The organism is Sphingobium sp. WR1, from assembly GCF_059693745.1.
On sequence record NZ_JCATID010000023.1, the window covers coordinates 47,232 to 59,097 of the forward strand.

Here is an 11,866-nt window from a genome sequence, read left to right on the forward strand (position 1 = left end):
ACGTACACGCGCGAGTGTGGATGGTCGAAAAGGATGGCGTCAAGCGGTGGCTGATGTAGGCAAGAGAGGCAACCCGCGCCAGTGATTTGCTCATCGCGCGCTCACCCGCCCTCCGGCCAGGCGGTCCAGCCGGTCCGCCAGTTCCAGTTCCAGCAGCACCGTCTGCACCACGGCGGGCGACAGGCCCGACAGGCGGATGATCTCGTCCACCGGCGCCGGGGCCAGTCCCAGCAGCGCGATCACCGCTAGGCGGTCCCGCTCCGCGACGTCGCTCGACGCCGGCTCGCCGATGAAGTCGAAGCTGCCCTGCCGGACCATGCGCGGGTCGAAACCGCCGATCGCCTCCATCACGTCCGCGCCATTCTGGACCAGGATCGCGCCCTCGCGGATCAGCGAGTTGCACCCCTGCGCCCGCGGATCGAGCGGCGACCCCGGCACCGCCATCACCTCACGCCCCGCCTCGCCCGCCAGCCTTGCGGTGATGAGCGAGCCGGACTTTGGCGCGGCCTCCACCACCACCGTGCCCAGCGCCAGTCCCGCGATGATGCGGTTGCGCGCCGGGAAATGGCGGGCGAGCGGCTGGACGCCGGGCGGATGCTCGGTGACGAGCAGGCCTTGGCTCCCCACCTGTTCCTGCAAGGCGACATTTTCCGGCGGGAAGACGACATCGATGCCGCTGGCGATCACGCCGATCGTCCCGCTCTCGATCGATCCCCGATGCGCCTCCGTATCGATGCCGCGCGCCAGCCCCGACACGACCACCGCACCGCGCTGCCCGATCTCCTGCGCAAGGCTTCGCGCAAAGCGGCACGCCGCCGCCGACGCATTGCGCGCGCCGACAATCGCGACACAGGGCTTCGCCGCCAGCATCACATCGCCGCGCACGATCAGCGCGGGCGGCGCGCCCTCCATCTGGTCGAGCAAGGCGGGATAATCGGCGTCCCCCATCAGCAGGTAGCGCGCGCCCAGGGTTCGCGTCGCGGCGATCTCCCGCTCCACCGCGCCTGCATCGGCCACGGCAGCCCTGCCGCCACCGCGCGCGGCCAGATCGGGAATGGCGCGCAGCGCTTCGCCCGCCGTCCCGAACCGCGCAAGCAATTGCCGATAGCTGACCGGACCGATCCGGGGGGAACGAATGAGCCGCAGCCGATCGAACCGTTCCCGCTCGCTCATTCAGGCGACGCGCTCTTCGACTTGCCGACCTTCGGCTCCTCACCCTTCATCAGCCGGGCGATATTGGCGCGGTGCCGCCACAGCACGATCAACGCGAGCGCCAGAGACACCGGCACCAGATCGATCCGCCCGAAGGCCCACATGGCGATCGGCGCGCTGACCGCCGCCGACATGCCGCCGACCGACGACCATCTTGTGCCGAACAGTGCGCTCAGCCACACGATGGCGAAGACGATCCCGGCCGGCCAATACATCGCCGTCACCACGCCCATCATCGTCGCCACGCCCTTGCCCCCGGCAAAGCGCAGCCAGACCGGATAGCAATGACCGATAAAGGCCATCGCCCCCGCCATCGGTCCGCCGCCATCGACCAGCGCCGCGCCGATCAGGACCGCCACCGCGCCCTTGAGCAGGTCGAGCAACAGGGTCGCCGCCGCCAGCCCCTTGCGCCCGGTACGCAGCACATTGGTCGCGCCGATACTGCCCGACCCGATCTTGCGCAGGTCGCCCGCGCCGGTGAGCCGGGTCAGGATCAGGCCGAAGGGAATGGAACCGAGCAGATAGCCCAGCACCAGGACGAAAGCGGGGAGAAGCCAGGGAGGTGTCATGAAATTCGCCGATAGAAGTTGCGCGCGACCATAGCGTGACAGGCGCGCGGGGCAATGCCTGTAATGGAAGGGCCTTCAGCGCAGCCGCGCCGGATTCCCGACCACGGTCGCGCCCGCCGGCACATCGCGCGTCACGACACTGCCCGCGCCGATCAGCGCGTCGTCACCGACGGTGACGCCCGGCAGGATGATCGCCCCGCCGCCGATCCAGACATTGCGGCCGATGCGGATCGGCCGGCCCCATTCGACGCCGGTGGCGCGCTCGGCCGGATCGCGGGGATGATCGGCCGTCAAAATCTGCACGCCCGTCCCGATCTGCGTCCCGTCGCCGATCGTCACCTCGACCACGTCCAGGATGACGCAATTGAAGTTCAGGAACACGCCGTCGCCCAGGAAGATGTTGAAACCATAATCGCAATGGAAGGGCGGCCGGATGGTCGACCCCGCGCCCAGCGCGCCCAGCCTTTCACGCAGCAGCGCTTCCCGCTCGGGCGGCAGGGTCGCGTTGAAGCGCTGCATCCATTCCGCCGCCGCCAGCTGGTCCGCGATGATTTCCGGGTCGCTGGCATGATAGGGTTCGCCCGCGATCATCTTCTGCTTCATGCTGCGCTCGGTCATATCGTCTCCGTTGCCAGACGGGCGAGGTGGCAGGCGCAGGGCCGCTTTGCAAGCGTCGGCCGTTGACACCTCCGCCCCATGCCGCGACATGAGCAGGCATGACGGTCGCACCAGACGCTCCCATTCTCTTCTTCGATTCCGGCGTAGGAGGACTTTCGATCCTCGCGCCGGCTCGCGCGGTGCTGCCGACCGCGCCCATCGTCTATGCCGCCGACAGCGCCGGCTTCCCCTATGGCACCAAGAGCGAAACGGAAATCGCCGCGCGCGTGCCCGCCCTGCTCGGGCGGCTGGTCGAGCGCTATCGCCCGCGCCTGGCCGTCATCGCCTGCAACACCGCCTCGACCATCGCGCTCCAGCATGTGCGCGCGGCGCTCGACATTCCGGTGGTCGGCACCGTCCCGGCGATCAAGCCCGCCGCCCTGCTTTCCAGAAGCCGCGTCTTCGGCGTGCTCGGCACCGACGCCACCGTGCGCCAGCCCTATGTCGATCGCCTTGCCGCCGAACATGGCGCGGACTGCACCGTCCTGCGCCACGGCTCGGCTGCGCTGGTGCAACTGGCCGAAGCCAAACTGCGCGGCGAAACGCTCGACCCGGCCATCGCCCGCGACGCACTGGCGGGCCTCATCGACCAGCCAGGAGGGGACAGGATGGACATGGTCGTCCTCGCCTGCACCCATTTTCCGCTGGTGGAACAGGAACTTGTGGCCGCCGCGCCGCACCCGATGGGCTTCGTTCATGGCGGCGAAGGCATCGCCCGCCGCATCCAGTTTCTGACCCAGGGCCAACCCTGGCCCGACATGCCGTCGCCCGGCACGGCCGTCTTCACCCGCATCGATGACAAGGTCGAAGCCTTGCGCCCGGCACTCGCCACCTATGGCCTCAATCATATCGAAGCGCTTTGAAGGATGGCTTTTTTGAAAGGCATGGGCCATTTGTCCAATGGCCAACTTCTTCTATCAGTCTGATAGCTATTTCTCCCTGAAGTTGCGAGCGGTTATCGCTGGTAATGATGGGGCCGCGCAGGTAAATGCGACATCGGGCAAGAGGATGGCGCAGCGACAAAAATCAGCGCGCAAGGAAACGGGAAGACAGGCGTAGTGAATTACAAGCACATCTTTTCGCAGGCGATCGACCGGCTCCATGAGGAGGGTCGCTATCGGGTGTTCATCGACATCCTGCGCAATCGCGGGTCCTATCCCAACGCCCGCTGCTTCCACGGCCATAACGGTCCCAAGCCCATCACCGTCTGGTGTTCCAACGACTATCTCGCCATGGGACAGCATCCCAAGGTGGTCGCCGCCATGGAGGAAGCGCTCCATGATGTCGGCGCCGGTTCGGGCGGCACCCGCAATATCGGCGGCAACACCCATTATCATGTCGATTTGGAGGCCGAACTCGCCGACCTGCACGGCAAGGAAGGCGCTCTGCTCTTCACCTCGGGCTATGTCTCGAACGAAGCGACGCTCTCCACCCTCGCCAAGCTCCTGCCGGGCTGCATCATCTTTTCCGACGAGCTGAACCACGCCTCGATGATCGCGGGCATCCGCAATTCGGGCTGCGAAAAGCGCGTCTTCCGCCACAATGACGTCGACCATCTGCGCGAGCTTCTCGCGGCCGAAGATCCCGACGCGCCCAAGCTGATCGCGTTCGAGAGCGTCTATTCGATGGATGGCGACATCGCCCCGATCGCGGCCATCTGCGATCTCGCCGACGAATATAACGCCCTCACCTATTGCGACGAAGTCCATGCCGTGGGCATGTATGGCGCGCGCGGCGGCGGCATTTCGGAACGGGACGAGGTGGCGGGCCGCCTCACCATCATCGAAGGCACGCTGGGCAAGGCGTTTGGCGTCATGGGCGGCTATATCGCGGCCGACCAGATGATCATCGACGTGATCCGCAGCTATGCCCCCGGCTTCATCTTCACCACCTCGCTCTCGCCCGTGCTGGTCGCTGGCGTGCTGGCGAGCGTGCGCCATCTGAAAGCCTCCAGCGAGGAGCGCGAAGGCCAGCAGGCCTCTGCCGCGCTGCTCAAGTCGCTGATGGCGCAGGCCGGCCTGCCGGTCATGCCCTCGGTCACGCATATCGTGCCGCTGATGGTGGGCGACCCGGTCAAGGCGAAGCGGATCAGCGACATATTGCTCGCCGAATATGGCGCCTATGTGCAGCCCATCAATTACCCCACCGTCCCCCGCGGCACGGAGCGCCTGCGCTTCACCCCCGGCCCGGCCCATAGCGAAGAGATGATGCGCGACCTGGTGACGGCCTTGGTGGAAATCTGGGACCGGCTGGAACTGGAAAAGGCCGAAAGGCAGGCGGCCTGAGCGGCGGGCGCAAACGCGCTTGACGAAACCTCTATTCTTCGCCCTAAACGCTCGAATAAGACGGGGGAAGAATTGAATGTGCATCAAATTTATCGGGATGGCGATCGCGGTTTCTGCGGTCATGGCGTCAGCTTCGGCGCATGCTGCGTCCAAAGGCATCAGCTATGATTGCGACACGGCCGCCGATCATTTTTCCGAACTGGTGCTACCGGCACCGGCTGGTGGGTTTGTCGTGCGCGGGCAGGTAAAGGTCAATGCGGTCGCCGCTTCCGCCAAATATGTGCCCCTGACCCGCCTGACCATAGCCGAAACTCAGGATGCGCCCGGAGCAAGTCCGAAGAATGCGGTCGGCTTCGAACTTTCGGTGCTGCCTGCGAAAATGCTGGGCGTCAAAACGAAAGACAAGAATCCCTTCCTCCACTTTGCCAGTTGGGACGAGACCAGGTCGGGGACCGCAGTATCATATGCCCCGGTACCGCTGGCCGAAACACAGGAAGCGCGTCCTTTCAGCCTGATCTACGACGGCAAAACCGTGACGATGCAGTTTGCCGATCAGCAGCACAGCATCGCGTTCACCACCAATTCGGCTGATGTCCGCCTTATCTGCTCAACGGGGGAATTTCTCTACACCGGGCTGACGATCGAACCGCGCTAGGCCTGGTTTTTACGCCGTGGCGAACGGCCTAAAGCCCTAACCCCAAAGCCCCGCCGCCACACGCGCAGCGTTGCGGCCGTTCTGCTATAATCCCGCCGCCTTCGTCCCACCAGAGAGTCGGGCGAAGGTGAGAGGAGCGCAGCCATGTCCGCACCGATCGACGAAGCGAAACTCCATGCCTTTGTGGGCAAGATGCTGGGCGACCTGGGTGGCGCGATGAGTGTGCCCACGGTGCGGCTGGGCGTCCGGCTCGGCCTGTTCGATGCGCTGGCGACGGGACCGGCCACCGCCACCGAACTGGCGCAGCGCGCCGGCGGCCTGCATGAACGCTATGTCCGCGAATGGGCGATGGCGCAGGCGGCCAACGGCTATGTCGATTTCGACCCGGCGAGCGGACACTTCAGCCTCTCCCCCGAGCAGGCGATGGTGTTCCACCATGCCGACAGCCCGGTCTATCTGGTCGCCGCCTTCGAAATGGTCGCGGCCATGGTCGAGGCCGAACCCAAGGTGGAGGAATGTTTCCGCAACGGCACCGGCGTCCGCTGGGGCGATCATGCCGGCTGCCTCTTCTGCGCCACCGGCGCCTTCTTCCGTCCCGGCTATGTCAACAATATCGTGCAGGCATGGATTCCCGCGCTCGACGGCGTGGAGGCGAAGCTGCGCACTGGCATCAACGTCGCAGACATAGGCTGCGGCGTCGGCTTTTCCACGCTGCTGATGGCGCAGGCCTATCCGCAGAGCCGGTTCACCGGCTACGACTTCCACGCCCCCTCCATCGAGGAAGCGCGCCGCCACGCGCAGGCCCATGGCTTGGGCGACCGGGTGCAATTCGAAGTCGCGACCGCCAAGGAGGTTCCGGGCCGCGACTTCGATCTCGTCACCATGTATGACTGCCTGCACGACATGGGCGACCCGCGCGGTTGCGCAGCGCATATGCGCGAAATCCTCGCCCCGGACGGCAGCTGGATGATCGTCGAGCCGATCGCCGGGGACCGGCCGGAGGATAATCTCAATCCCGTCGGCCGGCTCTATTACAATGCTTCCACCATGATCTGCGTGCCCACCTCGCTCGACCAGGAAGTCGGCGAAGGCCTCGGCGCGCAGGCCGGGGAGGCAAGGCTGACCGAAGTGATCCGCGACGGCGGCTTCACCCATGTCCGCCGCGCCGCCGACGGCCCGTTCAACATGGTGCTGGAGGCGCGCTGACCCGGCGCTTCAGACCCGGATCAGCCCACCCCGCACGGCATAGCCGCGATAGAGCGTCCGGCTATGCGGAAAGCCGCCCATATCCTGCGCCAGCCGCTCGATCGCGGGCTTCAGATCGCGACGTGGCGACACATGGAAGCGCGCCAGCCATCCGAACAGCGCCCGCCGCCACAGCACAGGCAGTTCGTCCTGCTGGCCGAAGTCCACTATCTCCAGCTTGCCGCCGGGCGCGACGCAGCGCGCGGCCTGCGCCAGCGCCATTTCCCATTCGGGGATCATCGACAGGGCATAGCTGATGAACACCCGCTCGAACCTCGCCCGACCGAACAGCGCCTGCGCATCGAAGCCGCAGGCGTCGCCCTGCGCCAGCGTCACCCGCTCGCCCATGCCCGCCTTCGTCACCGAAGCCCGCGCCGTCTCCAGCATCGCCTCGCTGATGTCGACGCCGAAAAGCTGCGCCTGCGGCCAGGCCTTGCCCACCGCGATCAGGTTGCGCCCTGTGCCGCAGCCGATTTCCAGTACCGCGCCGCCCTTGGGCGGATCGAGGTCGGCGATCAGCCCGTCCCGGCCCAGCAGATAATATTTGCGGGTGAGGTCGTAAATATGCCGCTGGTAGCGATAGACCCCGTCCATCAACTGGCGATGACCGCTCACTGATCGCCTTTCAGCACATAGAGATGAACGCCGCCATAAATGGCCGACCGGTCGCGCGCGGTATAGTCGAGCGACTCCTCGGCCCGATAATCCCAGCGGTTCAGAATCTCATCGACCACCCGGCCGGGCAGGATGCTCGGCTCACCGGCGGTGCGGAACAGCACCCGCGCGCCGGGCCTGGCCGTCCGCGTGATCTGCGCCCACAGATTGTTGAGCTGCTCGTCATCCATCCAGTCCTGCGCATCGAGCAGGATATAGCGGTCGCAAGATTCCACCGGCTGGCTGGCGAGGAAGTCGGTGAAGTTGACGTGCCGCACCTCGACCCGTTCGGCCCGCGCGCGCACCGCGTCATGGTTCGCCGCCTGGAGATAGGGCGGCAACGGCCCCTCGCCCCCTGCATAGCCACGCCCGAACGCCTGCACCGCGAAATAATTGTCCTGAAGGTCGAAGCCGCAGGCCAGCTTCTCCAGCCGCGCCTTCAGCACGCTGTCCATCCGGTCGTCGCCGGCCAGCGCCTCGAACTGGGCGGGCGGGATGCCGAGGCCGAAGAGCGAGGCCGGCTGGCTGGTCAGCCAGCGCACGAAGCCCTTGTCGAAGATCGGCGCCAGTTCGCGCTCGAAAATCTCGCGCTGCTCCTCGCGCGACTGCGCATCCAGCATCCGCTTGGGGTTCACGCCATGCAGCCGCGCCAGCAGGTGCGCCGCGCCGATGAAGCGGCCGAGCAGGCCATGCTTGTAGATGCCACGGGCGAATCCCCCGATGCGACGACGCCCGATCAGGTCGCGCCCTTCCCAATAGCGGCGTGTCGACTCGTCCAGATGCGGCGCGACATAGGCGCGATAGGCGGTGATATTGGCCTTATTGTCCGCCTGGGCGAAGAAACGGTGGAAAGCGGCATGGCTGGGCAGGGTCCGCGCGGCCATCAGCTTCAGCTTGTTGAGCGCGATATGCGCGGTGTTGAGGTCGACCGCGGTGATCTTCGCCGGATCGGCTGTCAGATAGGAAAGGACGTTGCAGCCGCCCGACGCGATCGTCACGACATGGCTGTCGGGCGTGATCGCCAGCGCTTCCATGTCCACCGCCGGATCTTCCCAGATCTGGGCATAGACAAGACCACGAAAGGCGAAGGTGAAGGCGCGTTCCAGCAAGCCCTGCTTCGACAGATGCCGGTGGCGGTGCACCGCATTGGTGATTTTCTTATGGCCTGTTTGGTTGGCGGTCGCTGCCATGGCTGCACTCCTCGCTGCCGGGTCGTTCGGGGGCCGATAGGGCAATGGCATGTCGCCTGCATGACGCTCCGGTTACGTGGCGATGACTCCTCTTGCGGAACCGTGACGCCCCCTCCCATCTTGTGCAGATGATGGCGCACTGGCTCGAACCCCACCCGACCGGCATCTATGTCCGTCCCGCCGATGCGTGGATCGATCCTTCGCTGCCGCAGGCACGCGCGCTTGTGACCCATGGCCACGCCGATCATGCGCGCGGCGGCCACGGCCATGTCTGGGCCACGCGGGAAACGCTGGCGATCATGGCGCTGCGGTACGGCACCGCCAGCGGCACGGCGGTCGCCTATGGCGAGGATGTGCGCATGGGCGGCGTCACCATCCGCTACGTCCCGGCCGGCCATGTGCTGGGATCGGCGCAGATCGTGCTGGACCATGCGGGCGAGCGAGTCGTCGTGACGGGCGATTACAAGCGCCGCGCCGATCCGACCTGCAAAGCCTTCGAGCCGATCCCCTGCGACATTTTCGTGACCGAGGCGACCTTTGGCCTGCCCGTCTTCCGTCATCCCGACACCGGCAGCGAGATGGACCGGCTGCTCGCCGCACTCCACGCCCATCCCGACCGCTGCGTTCTGGTCGGCGCCTATGCGTTGGGCAAGGCGCAGCGGGTCATCTGCGAATTGCGGGCGCGCGGCCATCATGATCCCATCTATATCCATGGCGCGCTGGAGCGGATGTGCGCCCTCTACCAGGCGTTCGGCGTGGACATGGGCGAATTGCGCGCCGCGACCGGCGTGCCGGCGAAGGAGATGCGGGGCCATATCGTCGTCTCACCGCCCTCCGCGCTCAACGATCGCTGGAGCCGTCGCCTGCCCGATCCGATCACCGCCATGGCGTCCGGCTGGATGCGCGTGCGCCAGCGCGCGCGGCAGAGGAATGTCGAGCTGCCGCTGGTGATTTCGGACCATGCCGACTGGGACGAGCTGACTGGCACGATCCGCGAGGTCGCGCCCACCGAAACCTGGATCACCCATGGGCGGGAGGAGGCCCTGCTCCACTGGTGCATGACCCACCAGATCCGCGCGCGGGCGCTGGCCCTGGTCGGCCGCGAAGATGAGGATGAAGGCTAATGTTTTTCCAGCCACCACATCCGTTCGGTTCGAGCCTGTCGAGAACCCTCGCGCACAGGTTCTCGACAGGCTCGAACCGAACGGGTGGGGAATCATGAGGCAATTCTCCCAACTGCTCGACGGCCTCGTCTACACCCGTTCGCGCAACGGCAAGCTGGACCTGATCGCCGCCTATATGCGCGACGCGCCCGATCCCGACCGGGGCTGGGCCTTGGCGGCGCTGACCGGCAATCTCGATCTCAAGGCGGTGAAATCCTCCGCCATCGGCGAAATGATCCGCGCCCGCACCGATCCCGTCCTGTTCGAAATGAGCCGCGATTATGTCGGCGACCTCGCCGAAACCGTCGCCCTGCTGTGGCCCAAGCAGGAGGATCAGCCCGCCGAACTGGACGACGGCTCGCTCAGCCTGTCCGCCGTAATCGATCGTCTGCACGGCATCAGCCGCGCCGCCGCGCCGCAGGCGCTGGCGCAAATGATGGACCATCTCGATGCGTCGGGCCGCTTCGCCCTGCTCAAGCTCGCCACCGGGGGTCTGCGCGTCGGCATTTCCGCTCGCCTCGCCAAGACCGGATTCGCGCAGGCCTTCGGCCTCGACGTCGATGATGTGGAGCAGGTCTGGCACGCCCTTGCCCCGCCCTATGCCGCCCTGTTCGACTGGGCCGAGGGCCGCAGCGGCCGCCCCGATCCCGAAGGCACGCCCTATTTCCGTCCCTTCATGCTCGCCCATCCGCTGGAGGCCGACAGCGTCGACCTTGCCGACTATGCCGCCGAATGGAAATGGGACGGCATCCGCATCCAGATCGTCGGCACGGGCAAGGAAACGCGCCTCTACAGCCGTGCAGGCGACGACATTACGGGGAGTTTCCCGGAGATCGCGCAGGCCTTCACCGGCCACGCGGTGCTCGACGGCGAACTGCTGGTGAAGGGCGAGGTTCAAGGCGCCAAAGAACATGGAGGCGCTGCGGCCAGTTTCAACGCCCTGCAACAAAGGCTCGGCCGCAAGGCCGTCACCGCGAAGATGATGGACGACTATCCCACCTTCGTCCGCCTCTACGATCTGCTGATCGAGGGCGAGGACGATCTGCGCGCCCTCCCCTGGACCAACCGCCGCGCCCGGCTGGAGGCCTATGTGGCGCAGTTGTCCTCCGACCGCTTCGACCTGTCCGCCGTCATCGACGCGCCGGACTTCGGGGCGCTCGCCGACATCCGCGCCGGCGCCCGTGACGCCGCGATCGAGGGGGTGATGCTCAAGCGCCGCGACAGCCCCTATGTCGCCGGACGCAAGGCTGCGCTCTGGTATAAATGGAAACGCGACCCGCTGACCGCCGACTGCGTCATGATGTATGCCCAGCGCGGCCACGGCAAACGCTCCTCCTTCTATTCGGACTACACCTTCGGCTGCTGGACGCCGGACGGCGAACTGCTGCCGGTGGGCAAGGCCTATAGCGGCTTCACCGACGAGGAGCTGAAATGGCTCGATCGCTTCGTGCGGCAAAATACCGTCAACCGCTTCGGCCCGGTGCGGGAGGTCGAAAAGACGCTGGTGCTGGAGGTCGCGTTCGATTCCATCCACGACAGCAAACGCCACAAGTCCGGCCTCGCTATGCGCTTCCCCCGCATCGCCCGCATCCGCAAGGACAAGCCGGCGAGCGAGGCGGACACGGTCGAAGGGCTGAAGAAGCTTGTCAGTTGATTACAGCGCCCAACCGGGCAGCGCCGCCTTGATATAGCGCGTCATGCAATGACAGCAGGCACACCTTGCTTCGCTCGCTTTCGGCCATTCCGTTCTCCTCAACTCCCCTCTATCATGATCGCACCACATGGAGGGAGAGCAATCATGGCCTATCAGGGAAGCTGCCATTGCGGCGCCGTCACTTTCAGCGTCACCGCCGACGCACCGACCGAGGGCATGACCTGCAACTGCTCCCATTGCAGCCGCAAGGGCTTCGTCCTGACCTTCGTCCCCGTGGATCAGTTCACGCTGGAAAGCGGCGCGGACCAACTCACCGACTATCTCTTCTACAAGCACAATATCACGCATCAATTCTGCAAGACCTGCGGCACGGAGGCCTTTGCAAAGGGCAGGTCGCCGCAGGGAGAGATGCGCGCGATCAACCTGCGCTGCGTGCCCTCGGTCGATATCGATACGCTGACCATCCAGAAGGTCGACGGGGCGAGCTTTTAGGAGCGCGAGGTTCGTCCATCTGTTGCGATGGGGATGGGTGGTATTCAGACATTCTTTCCCTCTCCCTTGAGGGAGAGGGATGTGAAGACT

General features: G+C 65.8%; 13 protein-coding genes. 8 read left to right on the plus strand and 5 right to left on the minus strand.

Annotation, left to right across the window (positions count from 1 at the left end):
- Positions 1-90 precede the first annotated feature (90 nt).
- The 3 genes from dprA to AC58EF_RS22070 all read right to left on the minus strand — a co-directional run bounded on the left by dprA (position 91) and on the right by AC58EF_RS22070 (position 2,399).
- Entirely contained in the window at positions 91-1,173 is a 1,083-nt protein-coding gene (gene dprA / locus AC58EF_RS22060; protein WP_497278642.1) for a DNA-processing protein DprA, read from the minus strand.
- Complete coding sequence (gene plsY / locus AC58EF_RS22065; protein WP_497278644.1) at positions 1,170-1,781, minus strand: glycerol-3-phosphate 1-O-acyltransferase PlsY; 612 nt, start codon at positions 1,779-1,781, stop codon at positions 1,170-1,172. Before plsY ends, dprA begins: the two co-directional genes overlap by 4 nt.
- Before the next feature lie 75 nt (positions 1,782-1,856).
- A complete protein-coding gene (locus AC58EF_RS22070; RefSeq protein ID WP_497278646.1) occupies positions 1,857-2,399 on the minus strand; it encodes a sugar O-acetyltransferase in 543 nt (180 codons plus the stop codon).
- Positions 2,400-2,497: 98 nt separating this feature from the next.
- Between AC58EF_RS22070 and murI the strand changes: the two genes are divergently transcribed.
- From murI to AC58EF_RS22095, 5 genes are all read left to right on the plus strand, one after another.
- Complete coding sequence (gene murI, locus AC58EF_RS22075; protein WP_497278648.1) at positions 2,498-3,301, plus strand: glutamate racemase; 804 nt, start codon at positions 2,498-2,500, stop codon at positions 3,299-3,301.
- A 37-nt stretch (positions 3,302-3,338) separates the two neighbouring features.
- Complete coding sequence (locus AC58EF_RS22080; protein ID WP_497278649.1) at positions 3,339-3,497, plus strand: hypothetical protein; 159 nt, start codon at positions 3,339-3,341, stop codon at positions 3,495-3,497.
- Positions 3,497-4,723, plus strand: coding sequence for a 5-aminolevulinate synthase (hemA, locus tag AC58EF_RS22085; RefSeq protein ID WP_497278651.1), 1,227 nt, complete (start codon positions 3,497-3,499; stop codon positions 4,721-4,723). Before AC58EF_RS22080 ends, hemA begins: the two co-directional genes overlap by 1 nt.
- Positions 4,724-4,799: 76 nt before the next feature.
- Complete coding sequence (locus tag AC58EF_RS22090) at positions 4,800-5,378, plus strand: hypothetical protein (protein WP_497278653.1); 579 nt, start codon at positions 4,800-4,802, stop codon at positions 5,376-5,378.
- A 144-nt stretch (positions 5,379-5,522) separates the two neighbouring features.
- Positions 5,523-6,584 carry a class I SAM-dependent methyltransferase gene (locus AC58EF_RS22095; protein WP_497278655.1) on the plus strand — a complete coding sequence of 354 codons (1,062 nt, stop codon included), beginning with the start codon at positions 5,523-5,525 and terminating at the stop codon, positions 6,582-6,584.
- A gap of 9 nt (positions 6,585-6,593) precedes the next feature.
- Here the strand turns inward: AC58EF_RS22095 and AC58EF_RS22100 are convergent, their stop codons facing one another.
- Both AC58EF_RS22100 and AC58EF_RS22105 read right to left on the minus strand, forming a co-directional pair.
- Positions 6,594-7,238 (minus strand): class I SAM-dependent methyltransferase, encoded by a 645-nt coding sequence (locus AC58EF_RS22100; protein WP_497278657.1) that lies wholly within the window; start codon positions 7,236-7,238, stop codon positions 6,594-6,596.
- The gene (locus AC58EF_RS22105) at positions 7,235-8,467 is read right to left on the minus strand and encodes a BtaA family protein (protein ID WP_497278659.1); all 1,233 of its coding nucleotides are present in this window, start codon (positions 8,465-8,467) and stop codon (positions 7,235-7,237) included. Before AC58EF_RS22105 ends, AC58EF_RS22100 begins: the two co-directional genes overlap by 4 nt.
- Positions 8,468-8,598: 131 nt before the next feature.
- Here AC58EF_RS22105 and AC58EF_RS22110 point away from each other — a divergent pair, with 131 nt between their 5' ends.
- The 3 genes from AC58EF_RS22110 to AC58EF_RS22120 all read left to right on the plus strand — a co-directional run bounded on the left by AC58EF_RS22110 (position 8,599) and on the right by AC58EF_RS22120 (position 11,776).
- Positions 8,599-9,591 (plus strand): ligase-associated DNA damage response exonuclease, encoded by a 993-nt coding sequence (locus AC58EF_RS22110; protein WP_497278661.1) that lies wholly within the window; start codon positions 8,599-8,601, stop codon positions 9,589-9,591.
- Between the two features lie 94 nt (positions 9,592-9,685).
- Positions 9,686-11,284 carry a cisplatin damage response ATP-dependent DNA ligase gene (locus AC58EF_RS22115; protein ID WP_497278662.1) on the plus strand — a complete coding sequence of 533 codons (1,599 nt, stop codon included), beginning with the start codon at positions 9,686-9,688 and terminating at the stop codon, positions 11,282-11,284.
- Between the two features lie 144 nt (positions 11,285-11,428).
- Positions 11,429-11,776 (plus strand): GFA family protein, encoded by a 348-nt coding sequence (locus tag AC58EF_RS22120; RefSeq protein WP_497278664.1) that lies wholly within the window; start codon positions 11,429-11,431, stop codon positions 11,774-11,776.
- Positions 11,777-11,866: the final 90 nt, after the last annotated feature.

Coding starts and splice junctions, on each gene's coding strand:
- dprA (WP_497278642.1), bottom strand. CDS start 1,173: ATGAGCGAGCGGGAACGGTTCGATCGGCTGCGGCTCATTCGTTCCCCC.
- plsY (WP_497278644.1), bottom strand. CDS start 1,781: ATGACACCTCCCTGGCTTCTCCCCGCTTTCGTCCTGGTGCTGGGCTAT.
- AC58EF_RS22070 (WP_497278646.1), bottom strand. CDS start 2,399: ATGACCGAGCGCAGCATGAAGCAGAAGATGATCGCGGGCGAACCCTAT.
- murI (WP_497278648.1), top strand. CDS start 2,498: ATGACGGTCGCACCAGACGCTCCCATTCTCTTCTTCGATTCCGGCGTA.
- AC58EF_RS22080 (WP_497278649.1), top strand. CDS start 3,339: ATGGCCAACTTCTTCTATCAGTCTGATAGCTATTTCTCCCTGAAGTTG.
- AC58EF_RS22090 (WP_497278653.1), top strand. CDS start 4,800: ATGTGCATCAAATTTATCGGGATGGCGATCGCGGTTTCTGCGGTCATG.
- AC58EF_RS22095 (WP_497278655.1), top strand. CDS start 5,523: ATGTCCGCACCGATCGACGAAGCGAAACTCCATGCCTTTGTGGGCAAG.
- AC58EF_RS22105 (WP_497278659.1), bottom strand. CDS start 8,467: ATGGCAGCGACCGCCAACCAAACAGGCCATAAGAAAATCACCAATGCG.
- AC58EF_RS22110 (WP_497278661.1), top strand. CDS start 8,599: ATGGCGCACTGGCTCGAACCCCACCCGACCGGCATCTATGTCCGTCCC.
- AC58EF_RS22115 (WP_497278662.1), top strand. CDS start 9,686: ATGAGGCAATTCTCCCAACTGCTCGACGGCCTCGTCTACACCCGTTCG.
- AC58EF_RS22120 (WP_497278664.1), top strand. CDS start 11,429: ATGGCCTATCAGGGAAGCTGCCATTGCGGCGCCGTCACTTTCAGCGTC.